The following is a 26,047-nucleotide window of genomic DNA, read 5'->3' as shown; positions in this document are numbered from 1 at the left end:
CCCGCCGGGCATTACCGTAAGAACACGAGTCCGACTGGTTGGGCGTCGATCGTGTGCTGAGCGAACGAGAACAGGCCCAGTCGAGTTGCCTCCGGCACCGAGGAGTACCGATGATCCACGTCAGTGCATTGATCGACTCTCTCGGCGGAGCATTGCTTCGCCAGGTTGTCTCCGGTCACCGAGACCAGATCAGCGACGTCACCCTCTCTGGCGACCCGTCCTTCGAGCACTCCGGAGGCCTCGTCCTGGGACTCGGAATCGACAGCACGGCCGCCGCCGTCGACCTCCTGCATCGCTCAGACCGCACCGGCGCCTGTGCCCTGATCCTCAAGGCGCCCTTCGCCGACGACCCGGACGTAACCGGCCTCGCCACCGAACTGGGCATCGGACTGGTCGAACTGCAGCCGCAGGCATCGTGGACACACCTGGTGTGGTTGACACGCAGCATCCTCGATCACTCCACGACACTCGCGGGATCAGAGATTCAGCGTGATCCCAGCGGCTACGGCGAACTGTTCGCGTTCGCCGACGCTGCCGCCGCGATCGTCTCCGCACCCGTAACTATCGAGGACGCCGACTCGCGCGTACTCGCCTACTCCGAACTCCAGGACACCGCCGACCCCGCCCGCATCTCCACCATCGTCGGCCGTCGCGTCCCTGACCGGATCATCAGCCACTTTCGCTCCCGCGGAACCTTCCGACGACTTCAAAAGTCCGACGAGCCGATCTGGGTCGATGCCGGCCCCGACGGCGTGCTGCCGCGCCTCATCATTCCTATCCGCGCCGGACGCGAGCTACTCGGCTCCATCTGGGCCGTGGACCCCGGACCCGTCCCCGACGACCAGGTACGCGAGCTGACCCGAACCGCTTCGGTGATCGCCCTGCACCTGCTGCGATTGCGCGCCCAATCTGGTTCCGCACGCCGCATTATGGCTGACCGTCTTCGCGCCGCATTGCTCACACCCGACCACGAAACCGGCCTGCGACTACCTCCAGGCCCATGGCGGGTCGTCGCCTTGGCCGACATTGGTACCGACGAGCCGCCGGACTATCGGGTCGAACTGTGGGAGTCGGTCATGCGCCGGCACGGATGGACACAGCCACTCCTCACTGCCATCGACGGCGTTCCGATAGCCGTGGTCACAGAAGGTGGGGCGCCGCGTACCGCGGGGAGCTGGGCATGGCTCCATGCACTGGCCGCCGAGACATCCGCATACGACAGTGGCGTGGCGGTCCTCGCCGGAAGGCCCGCGCACACGACGAAGGATCTCCCCCAGTCACGTGCCGAGGCAACCGAACTCATTCACCTGGCTCGCACCGGGCGCGTGGCGGCTCCGGCGACGACCTTCGAAGAATCCTGGCACGAAATCGTTCTCGCGCGAGCCCGAGCGGCACTGCTCACGGGGCCACCGCTCGGCGAGGGACCCGTCCAGACGCTGGTCGAGCACGATGCAGAGCGCGGAACCGAATACGTGACCACTCTGGCCACCTTCCTCGCACACTACGGCGAACCGAAGCGTGCCGCCCAGTCGCTTCATATCCATCCGAATACGTTGCGCTACAGAATGAAGCACATCACCGACCTCACCGGGCTCGACCTGACCGAGACCCGACTCCGCCTTGCTATCGCAATCCATCTCACCTCGGTCCTCGATGCCCGAAACGACACGAAGGCCACGAAGAACCTCACCGCCGGTGACGCCACCACAGGATCATCCGGCGATCATGCAGCGACTGAACTTCCGGGTGACCAGGTGTCTGAGGACATCCCGTAGGGGCTCCGCGTCATGAACCCCGGGGGCACAAAACACAAATGCGCGCTTGAGATCAGGTAAATCCGACCGCTAACCCACGGATCCCGGACGGGGAGGCATCTTTCGACCAAGGCCTCCCTCGTTGGTGAATCCGCACTAGATTTCCGCTGCGATTGGTGCAGTCGGGACGATGCCATCCTGGGTGACCAGCAGCACAATGGACACATCGGACGACGTCCTCGGCACTACATATCGACTCAGCTCAGACGGCACGCTTTCTCCGGCCATGTGCCAATTCCCATAAATGACAACAACACTCGAAGCAGGAGCAAATCAATGTCCGAGAACCCGTCCGCCCCCGATGCACTCCACGGCGCGAAAAGTGCCGCCCCTGCGCGCTTGACGACAGGGGAGGCGATCCTCAGCAAGGCCGGTTACACCCTGCCGGTCGCGGCGGCGCCAATCGGTGCGTATGTGGCGGCCGTGCAGGCCGGCAATCTGGTCTACACCTCAGGACAGCTACCGTTGGTCCAGGGGATGATCGAGCAACCGGGAAAAGTTGGTCGAGACGTTTCAGTGAACGATGCGTCGAGGGCGGCGGAGATCTGCACCCTGAACGCCCTCGCCGCCATCGATGCCCTCGTCGGACTCGACGCCGTTGTGCGCGTTGTGAAGGTGGTCGGGTTCGTCGCGTCTGCCCACGATTTCACTGGCCAGCCAGCCGTCATCAACGGGGCCTCGAAAATGCTCGTGAATGTCTTCGGTGACGCCGGGGTACATGCTCGCTCAGCTGTCGGCGTCGCGGAACTGCCCTTGAATGCACCCGTCGAGGTCGAACTCATCGTCGAGATCGCCTGACCCTCGAATCTCGCAGGCCTCCCCGACGATTCCTACACCGCCCTCCGGCCACGTCGTCCGTCCCCTGTGGTCACGTAGTCAGCCGAAGTCCACCAACGAAAGGAAGCACTATGGTGCACTGCTCGAAGCCCGCGCCCGACCAGCACATCATGGCTTTCGCCCTCAAATGGCGCCACTGGGGTGGTGGTCCGGCGGGTGACATCTTCATCGAGTTCGGCCTCACCCCGGTCCAGTACTTCCGTAGGCTGGAGGCCTTCCTGAATGCCGGCGCCGCAAATCACCTTCCCGCCGACATTGCCCAGCAACTGCGCACCATCTGCCGTGGCCGACTCACCACCAGCTGTCGCACCATGAACGCCGCACCACAAGTCTCGTGAGGACGATGTCATGGAAGCCGAATATCCTCAACTGCGTCTCGACGTCGATGCCCTCGACCACAACATCCGAGTGATGGCCAGCTGGTGCAGGGCGCGTGCCGTCGAGCTCGCTCCCCACGTCAAAACGAAGATGTCGGCTCCGATCATCGAGCGCTCGACGGAAAGTGAGGAATACCCTTGCCCTTCTTAGTGATTCACGCCGTGCTCGCGTGCGCGCAGTTGCTCAGTCCGCGGTGCCTGTCGGCAGCCGCCTCGCGGTTCGTCAGGACAATCGCCGTGGCGCGGGCCCAGTCTCGGTGGATGGCGATGGTCTCGTACGCCTCCGCTGATTACCGAGACCCACTGGACGACGAAGTCACCACCGCGCATCTGCCTCGGACTTCGGCGACATGGACGCGGCGCCCATGACATCGCTGCCGCGCCGCGTTGTCACGTCGAAGTACTCGATATCCGATCCGCAGACCAACTTCGAGTTCGATGTTCGGCGCACCGTCAATCCCGAGCTGGTCAAATCGATACTCGCCCGGTACCGCCGTCAATCCGAACAAGCCGTTGCCACACTGCGCGCGTTTGAAGGCCTCTACTACGATCCGCATAACCAGCAGAAGCTCGATGTCTGGGGAACATCGGACGCGCTGCGGCCGGTCTTCATGGCGATCCATGGCGGCTACTGAACGGCACTGTCCCGCCACGACGCAGCCTTCATGGCACACACTTAATGCGAAGGGAATCACCACTGTCACAGTCGATCACGGGTTGGCCCCGCTGACATCACTGGAAGAGATGGTGCGCCAGATCCGCTCCGCCGTCGCGTGGATCGATGATCAAGGGCGTCTCCGATCCGAGGAGACGAGCATTGAACAACTCGGCGATAACGTGGGGTGTCGGCGACTACCCCCTGATGGCGGAACATCTCCGGCCCGCGGCGCTGGCCGCTGTCGAGGCAGCAGCAGTCGCACCGGGCGATCGAGTGGTCGACGTGGCCACTGGCACAGGGAACGCAGCACTACTGTTTGTTTCGTTTCTTCGCTGTAGGTTCCGGATCTACTTGTCCGATCGGCCTGCGGTTTTCAAGATCTTCCACGGTAAATGCCCTAGAAATTCCGGCTGTAGATGTCCTATTCCGCAGGCCCTCGGGTACTGAGCATCCAAGGATCACGCTCTCGGGCACCTGAGCAGCGATCGTTGCCGTCCCTCCACCCGCATGGTTCTGGGCGGAGGGGCGCCGGCACTCGATGCCGAGGCACACGGTCGACATGGGCTCCCGGACTAGGTCCCGTTGTCACGGCGCGTGCTACTCGCCGTCGGCCCGCCCGTCCGCGTACTGCGCGACCACGCGGTCACGCCATTCGCGGAAGTCGTCGAACTTGCCGGCGAGCGTCTGCCGCACCAAACGGCACCTCGCTGCGGATCCCAGAGCATCAGGCCATGGCTCAGTGCCACCTCCATCAGGACGCCTGTGCTTCTGTTGAGCACCTGCTGGTCTGCGGCTGTAACCGCCTGTCCCGGAACAGGACCAGGGCCGGGCGCAACGATCGGCTGGAACACGCCTGACACGTTAACCGGAATCCGACAATCTGAACCGGTACCTACCGTGCGGCGGGTTGGATCATCCCGCGAGCGGGAGCGCAAACGTGCACGGCACCTCACGCGGATGGGCCGGGTCGAGGACGTTGAGAGCCATGTAGGCTGCCCGCTTCGTGCCGGCGATCGAGAGGTGATCGGAGTAGTCCTGTTCGCAGCCATCCTGGACAACAACGTTGGTGACGTCGTAGCCGGGCAGTCCGGGCACCTGACCTTGGGTGTAGGGCTGAATCACCTCGTCGTACCGGGTGCTGATATTGGTGTACCTGATGCCCTTGACGTAGGGGGTTCCGCCGGCGTTGAGCTTGTCGATGAAGTCCGATTCCGACGTGAGTTGGCCGCATGCCCGGCAGAGCGGGATGGCGGTGTCCGGAATCCCACGTTGGTGGAGAAGTGCCGTGATCGCGTCGGCRCCCAGTGCCTTCGTTCCCAGCCACAGGGGGCCCAGTGACACGTAGTTGGAGATCTTCGACTGCCCACCGAGGAACTTTGCGTAGTAGTTGGCGACGGCAGTGCCCTGCGAATGTCCGATGACGTCGACCGTCGATGCGCCCGTTGCCGAGAGGACCTGGTCGACGAAGTCGCCGAACTGCTGTGCGCTGCCCTCGATCGGGGTCAGCCCGCCGACCACCGAGACCTGCGAGGGTGCGTCGGGAACGGCGCCGTAGGTCAGCGCGAACACGCAGAATCCGGCGTTCTTGAGCATCGGGACGTAGGCGCCCCAGTTCGCCTGCTGCGAGCCGCCCGTTCCGTGGACCAGCACCACGGGGCGCGGGTGCTCCGCGGTGGGCTTGCAGCCGAAGTCGTTGGACCCGGGAAGTGATCCGCCCGGATTCGTCAGGTCGTTCTGAATGCCTCCGAAGGAGTTGTAGTTCTCAGGCAGCGGCTCGGCGTTCACCGCACCCGCCCCGAACGGCAACGCCAACGCGACAAGCGAGAGCGTGAGGATCACAGCACGTGACACCCGGAACATTTGGCCTCCGAAGGTTGTATAGGCCACTGAACCTAGCGATCGGACGTGAAGTAGTTGCCGATACGATCAATCTGCTTTGAAAAAGCGAGCTCGGCGGCCCCTCGACGCCGACAATCGCACCATCGTTCGCGTGCGGATTGGCCAGCCACGGTGGCTGTTCAAATTCACGGGGCGGGTCTGGTTCCGTCGTGAAGGCATTCGAGGACCGCCGCAATGCTCGGCGCAACCAACGGTGGTAGGTGCCGGCGCACCTGTCGAAATCGGAACCTACAGCTCGCCCGCCGGCACACCGAGGGTTCGTGTCCTCGGTGAGTTCGTACAGCGGGGCTGCGGTGGTGGTCGGCGAGCCGGGAGTCAGTGCTGGCTACCGCGGTGAGAACGCGACCGCGAGGTCACGGGCCGGATGCGGTGTCCCCGCGGGAGTGACCCAAACCATTTTCTACACCCGTAAAATTTCTTTTTTCGCGTGGTTGCCGCTGTCGCCGAAAGTTGAGACAAGAACCTGCGGAAACACGGGCGATGAGACAACGGAGCACCTCAGTGTTGAGACAGAAACAATTAGAGGAGGCTTACCATAGTTCGCCGCCTTCCGTGGCGGGACGCAGCGATGCGCGATCCCGTCCGCGACGTTCCCGCCGCAGCTGTCGACGGAGGGTGTCCGACTGTCATCTCGGAGGATCGAACACTTCTGAGTTCTGTTCCTGCCGTTGCGGATAGCGTCTCAGGCGAAGTGACTTACAGAACCTCACGGCGACCGGACGAACAGCGAGCGCCCCTGAGGGGGCTTGCTCAGTTGGTCGATGTCGCCGCAGTGCCCTGGTCGATCGCAAACGACGGATCGGCCTTGGTCCGCGGTCAGCTTGGCGACGTGACCCGGCTTGTGGCTCTGAGAAGGGACGACACTCAATGAGACTGCCCGACAACTGTTGCCGCCACGTCGTTGACGATGATCACGATAGTGAAGGATCACCGTCATGACCGTGGCGTCCGAAACTAACGACGAGAGTACGAATGTATGGGAAGCGCGACTCCGCGAGGCCGCGCGGAACGGCGAACCAATCGACTTGGCCACAGACCCGGGCAACCAGAACCCTGCCCTCGCCGAAGTCTGGGGAACGGATCGACAGATACCCGCTGCTGCGCTCCGCGCGATGCTCATTGATCCGGGCACGAGGGTCGATCCCCGGGGGTTGTGGATCAATGGCGCACGAATAACCGGAGGGCCAGTTGACCTTGGGAACGTGCAGTTCAAGCATCCCCTCAGCCTCACGAATTGCCTCGTTGAGGATGCCATCGACCTGAGTGGCTCGACATTGAAGGACCTAGTTCTTACAGGTTCCCATATCTCTTCACTTCACCTCGATGGCGCAAGGGTCGATGGCTGCCTGTTCGCCAACGCAGGCTTCACTGCCGAAGGTCAGATCCGTGCTCTCGGCGCGCGCATCAGCGGACAACTCGTATTGAACGGCGCCACCCTCACCAACCCCGGCGGGATCACCCTCCACCTCGACAAAGCGACCATCGACACTGGCCTGTTCATCGGCGAGGGCTTCACCTCTGAAGGTGAGGTTCGTGCAATCGGCGCCCGCATCGGTGGAGAACTCGCGTTGAACGGCGCCACCCTCACCAACCCCAAAGGCATCGCCCTCAACCTCGATGGCGCAACTGTCGACGGCGGTATCTTCGCCCCATTGTTCGTGGCCGAAGGCGCGGTCCGCGCACTCAATGCACATATCGGTGGAGAACTCGCGTTGAACGGCGCCACCCTCACCAACCCCAAGGGCATCGCCCTCCACCTCGACGGCGTGACCATCGACGGCGGCCTCTTCGCCCACTCCGTATCCACCGCAGAAGGCAAAGTCTGCTTCAACGCTGAAGGCGAGGTCCGCGCTCTCAACGCACGCATCAGGATCCTTGAGCTGGATAACGCCAGCCTTAGAAACCCCGGCGGAGTCGCCCTATCTCTTGACCGAGCCAACGTCGAGGGCGCAATGTTAGCCCGCTCCGGCTTCACCACCATGGGCGAAGTCCGCGCTCTCAATGCCCATATCGGCGGACAACTCTCGTTGAACGGCGCCACCCTCACCAACCCCGGCAGGCTCGCCCTCAACCTCGACGGCGTGACCATCGACGGCGGCGTACTAGCCCGCGCGGGGTTCACCGCCGAAGGCGAAGTCCGCGCCCTCAAAGCACGCATCGGTACCCTCGAACTGAACGGCGCCACCCTCACCAACCCCAAAGGTATCGCCCTCCACCTCGACGGCGTGACCATCGACGGCGGCCTCTTCGCGCGCGAGGGCTTCACCGCCAAGGGCGAAGTCCGCGCTCTCAATGCCCATATCGGCGGACAACTCTCGTTGAACGGCGCCACCCTCACCAACCCCAAAGACATCGCCCTCCACCTCGACGGCGTGACCATCGACGGCGGCCTCTTCGCGCGCGAGGGCTTCACCGCCAAGGGCGAAGTCCGCGCCGTCAACGCGCACATCGACACCCTCGAACTGGACGGCGCCACCCTCACCAACCCCACAGGCATCGCCCTCCACCTCGACCGGGCGAACATCGCCAGCGGACTCTTCGCGCGCGAGGGCTTCACCGCCGAGGGCGAGGTCCGCGCTCTCAACGCGCACATCGACACCCTCGAACTGAACGGCGCCACCCTCACCAACCCCACAGGCATCGCCCTCCACCTCGACCGGGCGAACATCGCCAGCGGACTCTTCGCAGGCAAGGGCTTCACCGCCGAAGGCGAGGTCTGTGCTGTCGGCGCGCGCATCGATGGAGAACTCTCGTTGAACGGCGCGACCCTCACCAACCCCGATGGCATCGCCCTACACCTCGACGGTGTGTCCGTCACAACACTCCGGATGGCGCGAACCCAAGTCGACGGAAGAATCGATCTAACTCGTGCCACGATCACCGACCTGCGAACCCCGGAAAAGTCTATTCCCAATGGCCGGCTAATCGCTACCGGCTGGCAGATAACCGACATCCACGGGTTGATCCGAACCGATCGCCGCGCAGCGGAACGCTGGCTCGATACCGCCCCGCCCACAGTGGAATTCACCGCACAACCCCTGTACACGTTGGCCGGGGTGTACGACCGCAATGGCCAACCAGCCGACGCCAGACAACTCAGATTCGTCGCAGCCAACAAGGTCACCCGGCATGCACCGTGGTACTCGAAACCACTACGCTGGTTGTACCTGTTGGTCGCGGGTCACGGCTACTATCCGCTCCTCGCGACGGTGTGGCTCCTTGCCGCCCTCAGCCTCGGAACCGCGCTCGTCGCATCCCATCGCATGGACTTTGTTCCGACCGACCCGAGTGCAGCACACGCATCAGCACAAAGCACAGGCGAACCGCTCGTATCGCCAATCACTGCTGACGTCACCTGTACCCGGTATCCCACCTACCCATGCTTCGAACCGTTGACCTACACGCTCACGAATGTAATACCCGCATCCAGCCTCAACCCGAGACCTGACTGGCGAGCGGAAACTGAAGCGTCACTACTCATCACCTTCGGATTGCCGATTCTCCGTATCTTGTCGTGGATCTTCACCGCCATCCTCCTAGCGGGCGTCACCGGCCTACTCCGGAAGACCTAGACACGATGTGGAGTCTCGGTGACCGAATCGCATGTAGGAAACTATCTCCGGAGCCGCCGTGGAGTCGGCGAGGACCACCCTGGCGCGCAGGCCCGAAGTCGACGAATCCGACTCGAGGACCTGCCATCGATCGGTCTCAAACGCCGCGATTTCCTACCGGAGATCGTCCTCGGGCTCGGCAGGGACAAGCGCTGTCGCGGTGCCAGCGGCGTCAAGGACAGCGGCGTCAAGGCCAGCGGCGGCGGCCGCGCCGTCACATCGCTGGCGCCAATGAACTCGAGCAGGCCGCTCGCTGCACTCAGATTCATCTGTCGACGCAGACTTCTGGTGATCTCCTCCGCTGAAATGCGAGCGGTGGCCGTAGGCTCTACACCTGTGACGTCGGTGTTCAACAGTGCGCGAAAGAACGACAATCTGCTTTCACACAGATTGCGGTCGATCGTAAAACAGAGCCAGCTAGCGGATCGTGTGAACACGATTCAGGATCTCAACGAGCTGGACAAGTTCGAAAAGGGCCTTCCGGCGGCGCTGGATGGCATCCGGCCGATAGCTCCCAAACTGGGGGATCCGAGGCCAGCTAGCGTGCGTGAAAACGGGGGCGCGTGGGTTCCTGTTGAGGGTTCCTCAGACCTACAGTCGACCACTCGCCACTACTTGGCGGTCAAGGTTGAAGGTGATCACGAACTTTGCACTTGCTGGCCGGACGACACAGACGAAGACATCGCCCCCCTGGACACGCAAGTCCAGGAGGAATCCGCCAGCTGGTCACGGTCGTGGGGACGCGCTGAGCGGGACAAAGTGAAGGCCGCTGAAGAGATGTGGGTGCTCTCAACGACCGGGGACCCAGGTGCAGACGGGGTGTGGGCTCTCTATACATTCTTCGACCTCACGAATGAGGAAGAAGCAGCGGCCGGCCCCGGGGGCACGATCGACCTCCATGCGAAGTTCATGGAGCGGTACGAGGAAGCCGCCCGGATTGTGAATCAGGTCGCCCGCCAGGTTGCCCGGTACTTCGATGAAGAACTCCCTCAGTGGTTCAAGCGGGAAATCGAGAGGCGGCGGGCGATCCTTACGAACCGAGCAGGGGTCACACAGACGCTGAAGTTCTCGAACGAGTGGGTTGTTCCCGCGCCCCAACTCGCATCCTCGACGGCTGTCGGCGCCACCAACCAAGCTGATGTGCAGCCTGAAGCTGAAGCATCAGGAGTCGATGCAGTAGTCAGGCTGAATACGCGCGCACGGCTTGACCCTGCGAGCTTCGAGGACGTCCAGCGCGTTATCCGAGTGTGGGCAGACGCGCTAGAGCGCTACCCAGCAGCGTACCGGGATCTGGGTGAGGACCGGATCAGCGATCTCCTAGCAGCCACGCTTAACGCGACACTTCCTGGCGCCAATAGGGAGGTGTACAGCCGAGAAGGCAAGTYGGACATATTCATTAAAGCGGACTCCATAGCTGAGGGCACTGGGCCAGCCAAGGTATTCATCTGCGAGAACAAGCGGGCGAGTGCAGACAAGGTCGTCCAAGAGGCGGTAGATCCGCAACTGTTCGGTTACCTTACGGTTCACGACACCGCCGCCGTTCTCCTCCTCCTGCTGGAGCAGCAGGGTTTCGATAATGCAGCTAAGGCGCGGTTGATTGCGCTCCGCAAAGTGGTCGGATATCAATCGGAGAAGCTGGGCCCGAGCGGGTGGCCGATCTTCAAGTACGTCCACGAAGGTAAACGTGTCGAGTTGTGCGTGGCCACCGTTCATATCCCGAGAAAGCGCGAGCGGAGAGCATCCACATCGGTGAAGCCCCCTCACGGCAAGTAACGCTCTCGGATACCAGCCGCCGACCCGCCAGCACCGGGGCGAAGCTGGGGAGGCAATGGCTCAGGTGGTGATCAGCAACATGCTGAATCGTGGAATGAACGCCGAAGTTCGCGAGACGGATACGGCGGAAGGCGTCCTTGCTGATCGGTGACCGCAGGAAGCACCGCGGGCTCCGTGGAGCACGGTACGCGGGCAGCGAAATACGACCTACTTGGCGGTGCGGCCTGGGGAGAGATCGGCCAACTTGAGCTAGATCCAGGTCGTGTCGTCGGGGCCGCTATTTCCCTGACGATCCTGCATTCGCAGATCCCGGCCATCGAACATCGCAACAGAGGTAACTGAGGACGGATCGAAATGGGGTTGCACCGGGCCGTGCCATCCCTCGGTCCGCAGCGCCGGGGAGACCCACCCCGGGTCGAGGGCCCATCGGCAGCCCGGGCCGGTAACGCACTCTTATGCCAGGTAGCCCGAATCTTCCGCGCACGACTTCTCGATGCGATCTTGGCGCCGCCGCAGACGACCGCATCGCCGACGCGGCCAGTTCCCATCGCGGGCCATAGTCGCGTCGAACCCGACATCGCTGGCCGGCGGTCTGGGACTTCAACTCCTGAGGTCGAGCTTCACCCCAGTGCGACGCATCATCTCGAACGTGCCGATCGAGGTCACCCCCATCGCGGCGCATGCGTCAGGGATCATCACCCTTTTCCGCCGCGCAGGGTTCGACTGCTCATGGGTCACCATCGTGTGGTTGTGCGCGCTGGCGTACGCCACGAGTTGGTAGTCGGCTGCGTTGCCCGCGAATGCCGCCAGCGCGGCAGGCTGGAAGTTCTGCGATTGAGCCCAGCTGGTCAGCGGCTGGAACTGTCCGATGGCAGCCGCGTCGACTGGGCGGAAGAAGGCGCTGTTCGCCTGGGCCCACTCAGACAACTCGTCGTCTCCGGCGAGCAGTTCGTCGCGCACGGCCTCGATGCTGCACACCAACTCGTTATCGTGCGCGTTCTCCAGCCACGCCCAGAAGCCCGGAGCGATGTCGAAACCGTAGTAGCGGTTCTTTGCCTCGATCAGGATGTTCGCGTCAACGAGGAACATCACGCGACTCCGATCTCGTCGGCGAGACGGGTGAACGTCTCGTGCTTGCGTGTGCCGAGCAACTGGTACGCCTCTCGGTAGCTCGTGTCGCCCTCGTACGTGCTCGCGATCACAGCGCGGGCGAAGTGACGGCTGAGGCGCAGTGGCTGGGTGTTGTAGTAATTCCCGCCGGTTCCGCGATTGCGCTGGGCGTGCAAGATGACGTTCTCGCGTTCAGCGTCGTATAGCTCTCGGTATCGATCCCAGGAGAGGAACCTCGCGTCGAAGAACCTCTTCAGAATGACGAGGGTGCTGACCTTGTAGCGGCGTGCGAGTCGCGTGACCTCCTCTGCTGTGGGCTCGCCCCGGTAGTCGCTCCGGAGAGACGCAAGGGGCACGAGCACCTCGGCGGCCACACGATTGCACCAGAGTTCCTCGGCGACGCCGTCGCGCGAGACCATCGCGGCATCCGACAGTGCACTCCCGCCGAGCCAGATGTGCGCGAGCTCGTGGATCAAGGTGAAGATCTGCGCGGCCTTGGTGTCGGCGCCGTTGACAAAAATCAGAGGGGCGAGGGAATCCGAGAGCGCGAACCCCCGGAACTCGTCAGGATCGAGTGCCCGGTGGGTGTCGCCGCCGACGATCCCGCTGACCATCACGAGTACGCCGATGCCTTCGATCAGGTCGATCAGTTGCCGCAGTGCGTCGTCGGAGTTGACGTACCGCGAACGGTTCGTCAGGTCGAAGCCCAACGCCTGCCGGATCTCCCGGGCGGACTGGACCGAAGGTGTGTTCACCGTAGCGGACCCCACGAACGGTAGGGGTTCACCGCCTTGCTGACGCTCGTACTCCCGGTACCACTCCTGACGGGACTGGCACATGTAGATCGTGTCCAACAGATCCGCCGACGGTCGCGGGACCGCGGCGTTGCCAATCGTGCGCATGTCGGGGATGGGCACCGGCTCGGCGGGGGGCTCGGGCAGGAACAGGAGGCCGAACGGCGTGTGGGTGGCGTGAGCGAACTGCTCCAGTTGCTTGAGGGTCGGGCGCTGGTCTCCGCTGAGCCACCCGTCGAGCTTCGGGGCACGCTTCTGGGTGGTCTCCTCGTCCCATCTGGCGCGCTCGACGGCCCACTCCAGGAGGCTGGGGGCGACGTCAACCCGAACGACCACGGGACTCCTCACTCCTCATCGTGCCGATGTTCCAAGTGAGAGTGTGCCCGACCTAGCAGAAGCGCGAGGGATGACCCCGCGGATTCCGACTGGCATGTCCCCAGTAGATGAGTCCAACCTGGTTCCAGAGTCCTGGCTCTGGAACCAGGTTGACCGATCCGGACCTGCCAGAAGCCCGGACCGGCCACCCGAATGAGCCCATTCGGGGTCGGGCACTCAGACGGCCGCCTTCTGATCAATCGCCGCCTCGTAGAAGGCATCCGCGAGCGCAACGATGACAGCACCGATGCTGGGGCCGTCGCTGAAGAAGTAGTCGGCCATGGTGTTGTGGGCCTCCTGGTTGTCGACGACCGCCTCGACAACCGCCGATTGGAAGTCCTGCGACTCCATGAACTGCTTCTTCGAGTTCACCTTGGTCTGGTTGACCAGGTCCGGGTACGCGAGCAGTCGCTGCACCAACCCCTGCACGAACTCGCGGATCTGGGACTCGGTGAACGCTTCAGCGCCGAAGAGGTCGTTCATCTTGTCGATGACGACCTGCAAGGCGACATACTTCGGGTCCTTCCGGGCGCCGGTGCCGGCGGCGCTGATGCCCTTGAGCTGACCGTCACCGATCAGCGCGATGTCGACCGCAGCCCTCTTGTTGTGCTTGACCCCGACCAGCACCACATCGGAGAGGTCGACCTCCGCGGCCCAGGACGAGTCCGCGATCACCTTGTCCAGGAGCCGCAGGAAGATCGACAGCATCTCCATGTACGGGTCGCCGTAGTCGACGATCTGACTCATGAAGTCGTAGAGCCGAACATAGGTGGAGACGTCCTTGCGGAACAGGTCGAGAGTGTTGAGAGTGATTTTGTCGTCGGCCTCCAGCGCCGCCGCGTAGCGACGCGCGAAGTCGTGCTTGGCCGGGCTGATCGCGGCCGAGAGCGCGTTGTTGCCCTTCCGGGTGACCCACAGTTCGGCGACCTCGCGCACCTGCTCGGGGGTGTAGATCCCGGTCTGGGCGAGTTTGGTGGCGAGGTGGACGACGACGTAGGGGTCGGTCTCGGTCTCGAGGGTGGCGCCCGTGAAGTACGGCTCGAACGCGGCCCGGATGTCCTCGGGTTTGTTCACGAAGTCGATGACGAACGTCTTGCGTTTCTGCTCGCCGCTCGCGGTGCGATGGGTGCGGTTGAGCCGGGACAGCGTCTGCACGGTAGTGACCCCGGAGAGCTTCTTGTCGACGTACATCGCCGAGAGCAGTGGCTGGTCGAAGCCTGTCTGAAACTTGTTGGCGACCAGCATGATCGTGTACGTAGTGCCCTTGAAGGCGGCGGCCAGGTCCGAGCCGGCGCCGGGGTTCAGATTGGCCTCGGTGAACTCGTCGTCCTTGCTCGGCTGCGGCCCCCACTCCGAGGTCCACTGCTCGTCCTCGTCCATCGTCACCGAGCCGGAGAAGGCGACCAGGGTGCGGTAGTTGTACGAGTCGTCCAGGGCGGCGCGCTTGGTGATGTAGGCGTCGATCGCCTTCTTGTACTTCACCGCAGCCTTGCGCCCGTCGGTCACGACCATCGCCTTCGCCTTGCCCTCGAGCAGGTGGGCGACGTTGGTGTGGAAGTGCTCGACGATGATCTGCACCTTCTGGCTGATGTTGGTCGGGTGCAGTTTCACCCACCGCATCAGCCCCTTGCGCGCCGCGGCCTCCTCCACCTCGCCGCCGTCGCCGCCCTCGGCCTTGCCGGCGATCTTCAGTGCGGTGTCGTAGGTCTGGTAGCCCTTGAGCACGTCGAGGATGTAGCCCTCCTCGATCGCTTGGCGCATCGAGTAGAGGTGGAACTCGGCCGGCTTCCCGTCAGAACCTTTGCGGCCGAATAGTTCCAGGGTCTTGTTCTTCGGGGTTGCGGTGAATGCGAGGTAGGAGATGTTCTCCGACTCGGCTCGCTCGGTCATCTCCGCGGCCAGGATCGCCTCGACGTCGACCTCGCCGCCCTCCTCGATCTCCTTGACTTCTTCCGCGGTCAGGACGGCCTTGAGCTTGGAGGAGATCTGGCCGGACTGCGAGGAGTGGGCCTCGTCGGCGATCACCGCGAACCGCCGCCCCTTCAGCGAGGAGTCGGCGCGGATCTCGTCGAGGGCGTACGGGAAGGTCTGCACCGTCACCGCGATGATCAGCTCCCCGTTCTTCAAAGCGGTTGCCAACAGCCCGGATTTCGACTTCGCGCCCGCTTTGCGGACGTCTTCCGGGCTGATCGTGGCCACGATCTTCCCGGACCCGTCGATCTGCCGGATCGCGTCCTGGAGTTGGCCGTCGAGCACAGTGCGGTCCACGACCACGATCACCGAGTCGAAGACCTTCTTGTCGCTGACGTGCAGCCGCGCGAGCCGGTGTGCGGTCCAGGCGATGGTGTTCGTCTTCCCCGACCCTGCCGAGTGTTCGATCAGGTAGCGCTGCCCCACGCCCTCCTCGCGGACGGCGGCCACGATGTTCGTCACGGCCTCCCACTGGTGGAACCGGGGGAAGAGCATGCTCGTCCGCCGCACCGACGTCCCGGTCGCGACGTCCCATTCCTGTTTGGTTTCCACGATCATCAGCCGGCCGATGATGGTGAGCCAGGCGTCCTTGTCCCAGACTCGCTCCCACAGGTACGCCGTCGCCGACCGCCCGCCCTCAGCCGGCGGGTTCCCCGCGCCACCCTTGTGCCCCATGTTGAACGGCAGGAAGTGCGTCTTCTCGCCCTCGAGCCGGGTGGTCATCGCGGCCAGGTCGTTGGAGACCGCGAAGTGCACCAGCGCCCGGTGCCCGAACGACAGCAGCGGCTCCGGCCGCCCGTTGGTCAACGGATGCCGGTCCTTGCGGTACTGGTTGATCGCGTCGTCGAGCGACTGGGTGAAGTCGGTCTTCAACTCCACGGTCGCGACCGGGAGTCCGTTGACGAAGAAGACCAGGTCGATGCTGCGCTGGTCGGCGGTGGAGAAGTGCACCTGCCGCATCACCCGCACCCGCATCGCCGCGTACTGCTCGTTGGTGGTCGCGTTCAGACTGGTCTCGGGGCGGAACTGCGCTGTCTTCAACCGGCCACCACCGATGTACTGGACGCCGTTGCGCAGGATGTTCAGCGTCCCGCCGCCGTGTTCGAGGGGCTTGTCGAGCGCGGCGGTCAGCACGTCGAGGAACTTCGCCGGCGACCCCGCGGCCTTCAACGCCTTCTCGTACGCCGCCTGCTGGGTCTCGTTCAGCCAGGCGAACAGGTCCTCGGGGAAGAGCGCCCGCTCCCGGTCGTAGCCGGCGTCAGCGGCCGAGTACAGCCACCCGTGGGATTCCAGGTACGCACAGATCTCGGACTCGAAGACGACCTCGTTGTGATCAGCCATCACGCCATCTCCCGCACGTCGATCTGCCCCGTCACCGCAGCCGTGATCAGCGCCGCCCGGCGCTCGCGGACGAGTTCGATGAACCGCTCGGTCTCCGCAATCGTCGTGTCGATCTTCGCAATCTGCTCGTCGAGATAGGCGACGATTCGCTGCTGCTCTGCAAGGGAAGTAACTGGAAGGGGCAACTCTCGAAGCGCACCTACGTTGAAGTGACCCTGCAATGCTCCAACAGAGCCGTGTTCGATGCGAGCCGCTGCTAGCGGCGAGTTGAGATACCAGACCAAGAAGTCTGGATTGGTACTTTGTCCGGGCCTGATGATGAGGATGTCAATGGCGTTGGCACCGTCGAGTTCGTCAGGAATCTTCGCTGCCGCCCCTGCATTACCGGTTCGGACTACGACTACGTCGCCAGAAAACAACTGCGACTTTGAGTGAGCCGCGTGGCCTTCCTCCGAGATGTTGACTAGGTCTGCGCGTGAGATTGACCCGCGCTTGACGTTGACGCCTCGAAGTGCCGGAACACCGGTGTCGACGTACCAGCGCGAAGGCTGGACCACGATGCCGACTGTCACGTCATCCACCGCGAATTTGAGGGCATGCTCCTCGTTCGCCGAGTTGAGGAAGGTGTTGGTGACTACTCCGCCGCGGCGTTCGCGGAGCATCTCGATCAGGCGCTGCTGCTCCTCGATGAGCGTGTCGATGCGGGCGGTCTCGCGGTCGAGGTAGTCGGCGACATCACGCTGTGATTGACGGTCAGGAAGTGGGATTGAGTACGACCCGACAAAGGAGTCAGGGACACGGCGGAGGCCCCCCGACCCGGTCATATGAGATTCACCCTGCCCCAGAAAGGGCGATGACTGCAGAATCCAACCGAGATAGTCCGCGTCGACTTCGGTTGACGGACGCATCACAGTGATTTCTGTCGTCGCAAAGGCTTGGCCGTCCGGGAGATTCCGCGCGACAAGGCCTTTACCGTTCTCGAAGCACGGAGTCACCTTTGCGAACGCAACATCACCGTTCGCCACGTATGAGTACCCCTGGCGCAGGTCACCGAAGAGACGACGACGGCTCGTATCTGGTTGGCCAAACTCGGAGATCGCTTCCATCGGAAGGTATACCGCATCACTATCGGAGTCCGACGTGGGACGAGGGTTGAATGACACGAGATACCGCAGGGGCACCATAGGCGCCTCCGATAGTTCCTCCTGGATGCTCACCCCTCCACCTCGCGCAGGAGGTCGAGGATCTTGGCGACCTGCTTCTCCAGGTCCGCGTCGATCTCGGCGAGGGGCCGGGGTGGGACGTACTTGTAGAAGTGGCGGGTGAAGGGGATCTCGTAGCCGGTCTTGACCTTCGTCCAGTCGATCCAGGCGTCGGGGACGTGCGGCTTCACCTCGGAGTCAAAGTACGCCTGGATCACCTCGGCCTTGCCCGCGTCACCGGCGGTCGAGCCACCGTAGGTGAACGGGACGTTCTCGGTGTCCCGTTTCTTGGGGTCCGGCTTGGGCTTGCCCTTGCGGTCCACGACCGGCTTCCCGTCCTCGTCCAACAGCGGACGCTCGACGGTGATGGTCCAGTAGCCGAACTCGTCGTTGCGCAGCACCTTGGAGTGGTCCGGGTCGGCGTCGGTGAACTCGGCGTACAGCTTCACCACCTCGTCGCGGTCGGTGTCGCTGATCTCGCGGTTCTTGGAGCCGAGGTTCTTCCGAATCTTGGTCCAGAACGAGGTGCCGTCGATGAGCTGGACCAGGCCCTTGCGGTCGGGGTGCTTGGTGTTGTCGAGGATCCAGATGTAGGTGGCGATCCCGGTGTTGAAGAACATGTTGGTCGGCAGCGCGACGATCGCCTCGACCAGGTCGTTCTCCAGCAGCCACCTGCGGATGTTGGAGGGGCCGGATTCGGCAGCGCCGTTGAAGAGCGGCGAGCCGTTCATGACGATGCCGACGCGGCCGCCGCCGTCCTCGCGGGGGCGCATCTTGTGCGCCAGGTGCAGCAGGAACAGCATCTGTCCGTCCGAAGTCGCCGGAAGGCCCGGCGCGAACCGGCCGTAGGGGCCGGCTTCGTCGCGCTCTTTCGTGACCGTCTTGGCGTACTGCTTCCAGTCGACACCGTAGGGCGGGTTGGACATGCAGAAGTCGAAGTGGCGGCCCGTGAACGCGTCGTCGGTCAGGGTATTGCCGAAGGCGATGTTGGTCGCGTCGTGGCCCTTGGCCAGCAGGTCGGACTTGCAGATAGCGTATGACTGTCCGTTGTACTCCTGGCCGTACAGGCTCAGCTTCGCGTCAGGGTTCTGGTCGAGGAGGTGTTCTTCTGCCAGGGAGAGCATGCCACCGGTGCCCGCGGTCGGGTCGTAGAGCGTGCGGACGATGCCGACCTCGGTCAGGTCGGCGTCCTTCTCGGCGAAGAGCAGGTCGACCAGGAGCCGGATCGCGTCCCGCGGGGTGTAGTGGTCTCCGGAGGTCTCGTTCGCGGCCTCGTTGAACTTGCGGATGATGTACTCGAACGCATCGCCCATGTCGGCGTTGGAGACGGCGTCCGGATGCAGTTCGATGGCCTTGAAGGACGTGATGACCTCGCGCAGCAGCTCCGCCTTCTCGAGTGCGAGGATCTCCTTCTTGAAGTCGAAGTACTCGAACACGTCGACGTCGGGTGAGAACCGGTCGATGTAGTCGGCCAGGTTGTCCGCCAGCCCGTCGGCGTCAGCCAGCAGGTTGTCGAAGGAGTAGTTCGAGGTGTTGTAGAAGGGCCGTCCGGTGGCTTTCTTGACCTCGACCTTGAGTCGGTTGGGGTTGTCGTACTTGGCAGCCAGCTGACGCACCGTCTCCCGGTCGGGCTCGAGTATGCAGTCGAGGCGGCGCAGGATTGTGAGCGGGAGGATCACGTTGCCGTACTGGTTGGGGCGGTAGGGGCCCCGAAGTTGGTCGGCGATCGACCAGATGAAACTACCGAGGGTGCTCACAGGGCTCCTTTACGAGGTTCACTCGACGATGACTGTTGAGACAATTGCGTGCGTGCTCGTCCAGCAGAACGTGCACAGTCTGCAACAGCCCGTGTGTCACACGAGCATCATCGCGCATCACGACACCGGGAAGCGGGTCCGGTCGAGCGAGGTGTGAAGCATCCCGGGTTTAGTACACACCGCGGCTACTTGTTTGCGGCAAGTTGGCCGGCACAGAGCACCTCATCTGCCACACTCATCCCAGCCGACTAGGCAAACGGGAGGACAACGAAGTTGCGAATCATGGCGGCAGTAGGCATCGCGCTCCTCGCGGGCGTGCTAGCCGCCGCCCCAGCGGCGGCTCAGGAGGCCCCGGCAGCACCGGAGCTACCGAATTCTTCCGAAGACCCTGGAAGTGACCAGCAGAATTGGATTCCGGTCCCCTACGTCCGGGACATTCCGGAGTACAGCGGCGAGGCGTACCTGAATGTCGATTTCGCGGACTTCCCCGGTGCACAATATGTTTCCGCAGCGCAGCGGCTCAACCCGACGCAACCCTGCACATGGCAACGCCTCGGTCCAGGTGGGGAGATCATGGAGCAGCACCTGGTCACCTGGGACCAAGAACACCTTGCGAACCTCGAACCCGGCGACACCGAACTCGTGTCCAAGAACTGCGGCGGGTGGACGTTGACTGAACCCGCACGGCCGGATGGGTCGACACTCGGTGCCGGTCTCGTCCCCAATCCGGCGTCCACCATCCCTGAGGGCTACGGCAATGTCGCCATGAATTTCTCACCGCACCCGCCTCGCGGGATCTACGCGTCGAGCACTCGGCCGGCCGACGGACCCTGCAGCTGGAAGACCACCGGTCTTGATGGTGATCGAACGATCATCGAGCGTCACGCTGTTCGCAGCGACCGGGTCGTTGTCGACCTGACCGCCGATGCGCTCTGGAACTTCAAGGCGGAGAACTGCGGGACGTGGACGCTCCTTGAGGAACCGGCCCCGCCTCCCAATGCCTCTGACGCTGCTGGCTCCCTTGCTCTCCTGTTCGGGTCGTAGCCAGGCGAACCTGCTCCGCAAATAATCCGCCCGCCACTCAAGGACCTGCCACACCGACGGTTGTGGCCGTCGATTGGGTAGCGAGAGCCACGTGGGAACAGCGAACAGGAAGCCTCCTACCATTCGAGCCTGGGATGGACCTGCATCAAGCAGTGCCCCACGTCACCGACATTGGTCCGTCCGTCAGCCCGGCACTACACGCGCGCGTCCCACAACCTTGGAAATGGAACGGGCATGACCCTGACGCCCGCCGGAGCGGATCGCCCCAGGTCAGCACGTCTCATAAGTTGGTGCCAAAATCGACGTACCAGGATTCCCGCACAGTGAACCGTCTCGGGCCTGATGCCGCCGCCAAAGATTGTGACGCATGCAGTTGCGACTGACCCCATTCAGTTGGACCAGCAAAGGTGTCAACTAGACCGGAGTAGTCCAGATCGTCCGGGTCCTCGAATCCGAGCCCCTTGAATGGGTTCTGTGCATGAGGCCATCGAGACACCCGGTCACATGCCCCGGCAGGCGGTGTCGAGGATGCTGTCGATCGCGATCTCGGTGAGGTCGTCGGCCTCGAGGTCCTCGAGCGGGCTGCGACCGTCGAGGATGTCGGTGGGAGTGAGCCACCAGCTGGCCGCGCCGTACGGGTCGTTCTCGACGGCGAGTCGCTGGTTCGCGTGCCGGACCAGCGGGTGGATGCGGTGCTGCTGCGGGTCAAGTTGGAAGGCCGGGTATCGGTAGTCCGGGCGGGTACCGACCGGCAAGCCGATCAGGTCGCCGGCCCTACGGCGCTTCTGCGCCACACCCCGAGTCGGTGCACTGGTGGGCGCAAGGATGCTCGAGACGGCCAGCGAGTCGAGGAGCTGGAAAGAGCTGATGACCAAATCGCGGCGCTCTTCGCTGGCCCGCTCTTGGGCATAGTCGTCACGGCCGACCACTCGCGACCACCTCACCGGGACGAAGACCCGCCGCACGCAGGAGGGGATCGTCGATGACGGTGGAAGCCCCGCCGTCATTCAAGCCGATTCCCACTCGGCCGCGGCGATCACGTCGATAACCGGCTCGACATCTGCGGGGGTGCCGGCAACACCGGTCAACCACGCCACGATCGAGACGGGGTGCCCGTTAACGCTCAACGAGGGCTGGGGCTGGGTGAGTAGTGCCTGCACAGTCATCGGGTGCAGATCCTTCGCACACCGGGGCAGGACCTTATCGAGGTAAGGCACCGCGCCGGTATCGGTAAACTGTGCAGGCGGCAACAGTCGGTTGCCACCCGAGTCGAATGCCCACAGGGTGCCGTCAGCGATGCGTTGCCGGATCCGCGCCGGGGTAACACCGAGGCGGGTCGCGGCGTCCGCAATAGACAAGGACGTTGCAACCAGGTTCTCCATACGGATGCCGCGATCGACTCGCGCGGCCACAGCAGCGTTCGGATCGGAAATGAACCCGGCGACGGCGAAGACCTGCGCTTCATACACAGACAACGAGGGGGCACCCCGGTTCCGGGACTGCAGGTCGCGAAGGATCTGCGCGAGTTCCCCGCGGCCCATGTCGGTGCCGGTCACCTCCCGGAGGGCATCCTCGAAGTCGAGGTCTCCTCGCAGGTAGCGGGCTACTGCTGTTGCTGCATCGTCCACCACAACCACCGCCCTGTCGACCACTCTCGTACGCAAGTACATGCTAGCCGGGGGGGAATGGCTGTCCGGCACCGCGAACCCGGCGCCTGCGACCAGTCAGCAACACCCTCTGATACGACCACGGCAAGGCTTCTGCAGAGGCACGTATCCATCACCAAGCGGACGCCTTGCTTGTATCAGGCGATCTATGACCTCATGCGCTGTCGCGCTGGCCATTGACAGCGACGAAGCCCATCGCCGCAGCGAGCACCCGCGGAGCGGACTCATCGATCTGATCGTCCCGCAACAACTGGATTGGTGAACGATACTCCAGCGCCGGATTGTAGGTCTCGAACCATGCGCGGACCGTCTCGACGTCATTGGTGCCGGCGAGCTCAAGTGCGGCCTGGTACGCCGTCCGCAACTGATTCAACGCCCTGGGGCTGTTGATCATCCGCGCGCCAGTCGCCCACTGGTGGACCGCGCGAGCATCAGCAACGCCGGCGATCGATGCCGTGATCCGAGCTCCGAGAACTTCCTCCAACCGAGCCGCAACCTCCGCCGACGAGGCGGTGACTGCAACGACATGAGCACTGACCGACACGAATCCCACCTCGACTCTCCCTCCGATACCTACGTAATCACTGGGCAATGCCGGTTGGATCGCACTAGAGATTCGCGCAACCCGACCACCCAGGACTATTCTATTCGGCATCGGAGTATCAGCCATGAGTTGATCGACAACTTAATCCCACGATCAACGAAAGGACATGGCTCGTGAACTCCGATTCTCATCCGGCGCGTGGATACGCGGCCGGATGCGCCCCGACTCATGGATCTGCACACCAGGGGGGGCGCCATGACCTAGGCCCATGCGAAAAGCCGGGCATCAGCCCGGCTCATCACTTGTTCGGCGGTTGCACCCGCCGTCCTATTTCACACCCACATCAAAGGGAGCTTTTCCATGTCTATTTCAACCTGCCCATTCCAGGTTGTCAAGCCATCATCCTCGCGCTGGATGCCACGATGACCAGCCAGTTCGTACGCGGCGTGTCGGTGAGCGCCCGGCGCGGTGTCCGCCGCACCCCGAAGCAGATCAGCGCGCATTTCGGCCGGGGGTTGCCTCGCCAGGACGCGCTCACTGCCTTGGCCGATCCAGGGCTTCGCACCAAGGCGATCGCCGGATGCAGGGCCATCTTCTGGAACGGAACCGGCGCCCACTCGTCAGCGGTGGCCACACTGCGCGAGGTCGACGTTGCTAGCCTTCGCCCAGTACGACGGCTCGGATCACACATGGATGCATGGTCGAACCTGCTCATCCACACCACCCGCGTCGATGGCGCACCACACGCAGTGTGGGCGGAGTCGAAGCTGGAGGAACTCTGGATGCTCGAGCTCGATCGCCGGCCAGACGTTCGCGGCTACCAGACGCAGGCCTGTGTGCTGTCGTGGCCAGTCGGGGACCGCTGCATTCTGCAGATCCCCGACATACTCGTCACCTCGGACACCGGCACTCAAGTGATCAGCGTGCGATCCGCTGATGCCATGGACACATACGCGACCGTGATGCTAGCCAGGCTCATACCGGAAACCCTTGACCACCATGGCATTACATACAGCCTTGTCGGATCGATTCCCCGCCAGAGAACAGTGAACCTTCGGATGCTCGGCGCACACCGATGGAAGTCTCCGGTTGTCCGAGAACCATGGTGGAGCTCAGTCCAGACCAACCGCGCGGGCGCGCTCGGGGCCGTGGCGGAAGCATGCGGGTCAGGTCCGGTTGGTCGCGCGCGGGCACTGCGTGTGCTCGCACAATGCCATTTCGACGTCGATCTTGACCTCCCCATCAACAGCGCAGCGGAGGTGAAGTGGAGATGAACCACAACGGATTCGGCCAGGGGACCCGAATGGAGATCGACGGGGAACTGTGCACTGTCGTCACCATCGCGGCCACACTGACACCCCCCATCGTTACGTTGCGAAGCGATAGCGGCGAATTTGTCGAGATGCCTCTGCTACAGGCGATCTCGATATTCCGCGCCTTCAACGAGGTAGATCAACCCAGAGTTTCCGAGGCCGGCGACATACTCGACGACCTACCCGAGCACGCCCAGTCCCTGGCACTCGAGCGTGCCCGGCACATACGTGAGATCATCTACGGCGACTCCTCCGGCATCGTCCTCCCCGACAGTGACTCTCGGTACAACCCCGCGGCTACAACGCGGGCGACGCGACTGGCGACGAAAGTCGACGATCTCGCAGGCCAGCGCGGCTACTCACGCGCGGCGCTGTATCGAATGGTTTCGGATTTCGAGCGCGGCGGAGTGCGCGCCCTAGCTCCACACCAACCTGAGGGGCCACGTTTCGATGACCCGCGCGTCGGTCTCGAGGAGGACACCCTCAATGCGATCTACCGGGTCCTGCTCGATTTCGCCAAGCACAAGTCGACGGTCGGGTTGCAGGCACGCAAGACTCGGGTTCTGCGCGAGTTGGCCGAACTGGGCATCGACGACCGGCGGTTATCCCCTTTTCGTCTCGAATCCGTCGTGCGCTTCATCTCCACTGACCTCAACCTGTCAGGCAAGGCGCGAACCCGACGTACGACAGGAGCACGAGCACAACGCGGCCACCGCCGGCCTCCCCCGTCGATGCCGGGAGAACGGATTGAGATCGATGCCACTCAGTTGAACGTGCAGGTCAAGTGCATACACACCAACAGGTCGTTTCGGCCATGGATCAGTGTCGCTGTCTGCGTGGCGACACGCCTCCTCAGGATCCGGCTGTCACCCGACAAGCCTTCCGGGCGGGACACCCGAATGTTGCTCTTTGACGTGATGTCACCCCTCGTGCTGCCCAAGCACACACGCCCCCACACCCTGGCGCTCGGAGTCCCGAACGAGGTGGACGTCCAACCCGGAATGAGTATCGGAGTCCTTGTCGTCGATCACGGCAGCGAGTACGAGAACTACCGAGTCGTCGACGCCCTCGCTCGGTGGGGCACCACTATCGAGCTCGCCCGGACTCGCCGCGGTATGGACAAGCCCTACGTCGAGTCGGCAAACCGGATCTGGGACATCATGCAGGAGGATCTCGCCGGGTACGTTGGCAACGGTCCTGAGAATCGCGGGACCGGGGTCGAGTCAACACTGACATTGCCTGCGCTGCAATCAATCTGTCAGGAATGGGCGACGACCTACTACCCGCATCGGCCCCACAGCGGGCTGCCGTCGCCGACTACGCCTGGACACTTCCTGACTCCCGCTCAGCGGTATGAACAATGCCTCGTACGCGGGGGTGACCTGCACGTCACGCCGCACCCGGATGACGTCTTCGGATTCCTCGACACCGTCGACCTGACCGTGGCGTCAGACGGCGTTCACTATCGGAACTTCCGCTACGACGGACCGATCCTGAACGAGGTCCGACACGGCGCGGTCTCACCGTTGGCCCGGCCCGGGCGCAAGCGCCGGTTCTATTACGACCCCTACGACCGTTCGAGACTTTTCTTCCGAGACGATCACGGCGGCCGATGGCATGTCCTGACCGCGATCCACGACGACGGTGCCACCTTCCCACCCTTCAGCGACCTGGTCGCAGATGACCTGGCCCGATTCATCGGCCAGAAGCGACTCACACGAGGACTCCGGGACAGTGCCGAGGTCGCCTTCTCCCAATTTTCCGAACAAGTTGCCGAACGCGAACGCATCCGGTGGTCCCTCGACCGGGCGCGAGTCGCAAACGCGGTACCTGACCCGCAGTCCGCCCCCAAGTCCACCGAAATCAGCGGAATCGATGCTCCGCCGGTACCACCAGTCGACATGAACACCTTTGCAATCTGGGACCTCGATCCCGTCGACACCGATGAAATGTGGTGACC

The 26,047-nt window shown here is 63.4% G+C and carries 18 protein-coding genes; 9 read left to right on the top strand and 9 right to left on the bottom strand.

Features of this window, described 5'->3' with window-relative positions; all coding sequences use genetic code 11:
* Window positions 1-110: 110 nt before the first annotated feature.
* The 4 genes from AC1DU4_RS09155 (at window position 111) to AC1DU4_RS09140 (ending at window position 3,663) form a co-directional block, all read left to right on the top strand.
* On the top strand, window positions 111-1,775 hold the full coding sequence (locus AC1DU4_RS09155; protein WP_477839107.1) for a PucR family transcriptional regulator: 1,665 nt from the start codon (window positions 111-113) through the stop codon (window positions 1,773-1,775).
* A 378-nt stretch (window positions 1,776-2,153) separates the two neighbouring features.
* Complete coding sequence (locus AC1DU4_RS09150; RefSeq protein WP_477839169.1) at window positions 2,154-2,612, top strand: RidA family protein; 459 nt, start codon at window positions 2,154-2,156, stop codon at window positions 2,610-2,612.
* Between the two features lie 110 nt (window positions 2,613-2,722).
* Window positions 2,723-2,989, top strand: coding sequence for a DUF3263 domain-containing protein (locus AC1DU4_RS09145; RefSeq protein WP_477839105.1), 267 nt, complete (start codon window positions 2,723-2,725; stop codon window positions 2,987-2,989).
* A gap of 404 nt (window positions 2,990-3,393) precedes the next feature.
* A complete protein-coding gene (locus AC1DU4_RS09140) occupies window positions 3,394-3,663 on the top strand; it encodes a hypothetical protein (protein ID WP_477839103.1) in 270 nt (89 codons plus the stop codon).
* Between the two features lie 935 nt (window positions 3,664-4,598).
* Here the strand turns inward: AC1DU4_RS09140 and AC1DU4_RS09135 are convergent.
* Window positions 4,599-5,546: an esterase/lipase family protein gene (locus tag AC1DU4_RS09135; RefSeq protein ID WP_477839101.1), complete on the bottom strand. Its 948-nt coding sequence runs from the start codon at window positions 5,544-5,546 to the stop codon at window positions 4,599-4,601.
* A 974-nt stretch (window positions 5,547-6,520) separates the two neighbouring features.
* Here AC1DU4_RS09135 and AC1DU4_RS09130 point away from each other — a divergent pair.
* Both AC1DU4_RS09130 and AC1DU4_RS09125 read left to right on the top strand, forming a co-directional pair.
* Window positions 6,521-9,157: a translocation/assembly module TamB domain-containing protein gene (locus AC1DU4_RS09130; RefSeq protein ID WP_477839099.1), complete on the top strand. Its 2,637-nt coding sequence runs from the start codon at window positions 6,521-6,523 to the stop codon at window positions 9,155-9,157.
* A gap of 18 nt (window positions 9,158-9,175) precedes the next feature.
* A complete protein-coding gene (locus AC1DU4_RS09125) occupies window positions 9,176-10,969 on the top strand; it encodes a hypothetical protein (protein WP_477839097.1) in 1,794 nt (597 codons plus the stop codon).
* A gap of 600 nt (window positions 10,970-11,569) precedes the next feature.
* Here the strand turns inward: AC1DU4_RS09125 and AC1DU4_RS09120 are convergent.
* The 5 genes from AC1DU4_RS09120 to AC1DU4_RS09100 all read right to left on the bottom strand — a co-directional run bounded on the left by AC1DU4_RS09120 (window position 11,570) and on the right by AC1DU4_RS09100 (window position 19,519).
* Entirely contained in the window at window positions 11,570-12,058 is a 489-nt protein-coding gene (locus tag AC1DU4_RS09120) for a DUF4411 family protein (protein ID WP_477839096.1), read from the bottom strand.
* On the bottom strand, window positions 12,058-13,209 hold the full coding sequence (locus AC1DU4_RS09115; protein WP_477839094.1) for an ImmA/IrrE family metallo-endopeptidase: 1,152 nt from the start codon (window positions 13,207-13,209) through the stop codon (window positions 12,058-12,060). The genes AC1DU4_RS09120 and AC1DU4_RS09115 overlap by 1 nt, the downstream gene beginning before the upstream one ends.
* A 216-nt stretch (window positions 13,210-13,425) precedes the next feature.
* Window positions 13,426-16,560, bottom strand: coding sequence for a type I restriction endonuclease subunit R (locus tag AC1DU4_RS09110; RefSeq protein ID WP_477839091.1), 3,135 nt, complete (start codon window positions 16,558-16,560; stop codon window positions 13,426-13,428).
* Window positions 16,560-17,777 carry a restriction endonuclease subunit S gene (locus AC1DU4_RS09105; RefSeq protein ID WP_477839089.1) on the bottom strand — a complete coding sequence of 406 codons (1,218 nt, stop codon included), beginning with the start codon at window positions 17,775-17,777 and terminating at the stop codon, window positions 16,560-16,562. Before AC1DU4_RS09105 ends, AC1DU4_RS09110 begins: the two co-directional genes overlap by 1 nt.
* Window positions 17,774-19,519, bottom strand: coding sequence for a type I restriction-modification system subunit M (locus AC1DU4_RS09100; protein ID WP_477839087.1), 1,746 nt, complete (start codon window positions 19,517-19,519; stop codon window positions 17,774-17,776). Before AC1DU4_RS09100 ends, AC1DU4_RS09105 begins: the two co-directional genes overlap by 4 nt.
* A 273-nt stretch (window positions 19,520-19,792) precedes the next feature.
* Here AC1DU4_RS09100 and AC1DU4_RS09095 point away from each other — a divergent pair, with 273 nt between their 5' ends.
* The gene (locus AC1DU4_RS09095; protein WP_477839085.1) at window positions 19,793-20,563 is read left to right on the top strand and encodes a hypothetical protein; all 771 of its coding nucleotides are present in this window, start codon (window positions 19,793-19,795) and stop codon (window positions 20,561-20,563) included.
* Window positions 20,564-21,063: 500 nt separating this feature from the next.
* Here the strand turns inward: AC1DU4_RS09095 and AC1DU4_RS09090 are convergent, their stop codons facing one another.
* From AC1DU4_RS09090 to AC1DU4_RS09080, 3 genes are all read right to left on the bottom strand, one after another.
* The gene (locus AC1DU4_RS09090) at window positions 21,064-21,357 is read right to left on the bottom strand and encodes a hypothetical protein (protein WP_477839084.1); all 294 of its coding nucleotides are present in this window, start codon (window positions 21,355-21,357) and stop codon (window positions 21,064-21,066) included.
* A gap of 213 nt (window positions 21,358-21,570) precedes the next feature.
* Window positions 21,571-22,191: a hypothetical protein gene (locus tag AC1DU4_RS09085; RefSeq protein WP_477839082.1), complete on the bottom strand. Its 621-nt coding sequence runs from the start codon at window positions 22,189-22,191 to the stop codon at window positions 21,571-21,573.
* Between the two features lie 193 nt (window positions 22,192-22,384).
* Window positions 22,385-22,783 (bottom strand): hypothetical protein, encoded by a 399-nt coding sequence (locus AC1DU4_RS09080; RefSeq protein WP_477839080.1) that lies wholly within the window; start codon window positions 22,781-22,783, stop codon window positions 22,385-22,387.
* A gap of 413 nt (window positions 22,784-23,196) precedes the next feature.
* On the opposite strand from AC1DU4_RS09080, the gene AC1DU4_RS09075 reads away from it, so the two are divergent.
* Entirely contained in the window at window positions 23,197-24,048 is an 852-nt protein-coding gene (locus tag AC1DU4_RS09075) for a hypothetical protein (protein ID WP_477839078.1), read from the top strand.
* Window positions 24,039-26,045 (top strand): hypothetical protein, encoded by a 2,007-nt coding sequence (locus AC1DU4_RS09070; RefSeq protein ID WP_477839076.1) that lies wholly within the window; start codon window positions 24,039-24,041, stop codon window positions 26,043-26,045. The genes AC1DU4_RS09075 and AC1DU4_RS09070 overlap by 10 nt, the downstream gene beginning before the upstream one ends.
* Window positions 26,046-26,047: the final 2 nt, after the last annotated feature.

It is taken from the genome of Rhodococcus sp. P4_F5, assembly GCF_056401315.1.
This window is presented reverse-complemented; position numbering and strand designations above follow the sequence as displayed.

Bases quoted from the DNA above. Each gene is read 5' to 3' on its own strand.
- AC1DU4_RS09155 (WP_477839107.1), top strand. From the start codon at position 111: ATGATCCACGTCAGTGCATTGATCGACTCTCTCGGCGGAGCATTGCTT.
- AC1DU4_RS09145 (WP_477839105.1), top strand. From the start codon at position 2,723: ATGGTGCACTGCTCGAAGCCCGCGCCCGACCAGCACATCATGGCTTTC.
- AC1DU4_RS09140 (WP_477839103.1), top strand. From the start codon at position 3,394: ATGACATCGCTGCCGCGCCGCGTTGTCACGTCGAAGTACTCGATATCC.
- AC1DU4_RS09130 (WP_477839099.1), top strand. From the start codon at position 6,521: ATGACCGTGGCGTCCGAAACTAACGACGAGAGTACGAATGTATGGGAA.
- AC1DU4_RS09120 (WP_477839096.1), bottom strand. From the start codon at position 12,058: ATGTTCCTCGTTGACGCGAACATCCTGATCGAGGCAAAGAACCGCTAC.
- AC1DU4_RS09110 (WP_477839091.1), bottom strand. From the start codon at position 16,560: ATGGCTGATCACAACGAGGTCGTCTTCGAGTCCGAGATCTGTGCGTAC.
- AC1DU4_RS09075 (WP_477839078.1), top strand. From the start codon at position 23,197: ATGACCAGCCAGTTCGTACGCGGCGTGTCGGTGAGCGCCCGGCGCGGT.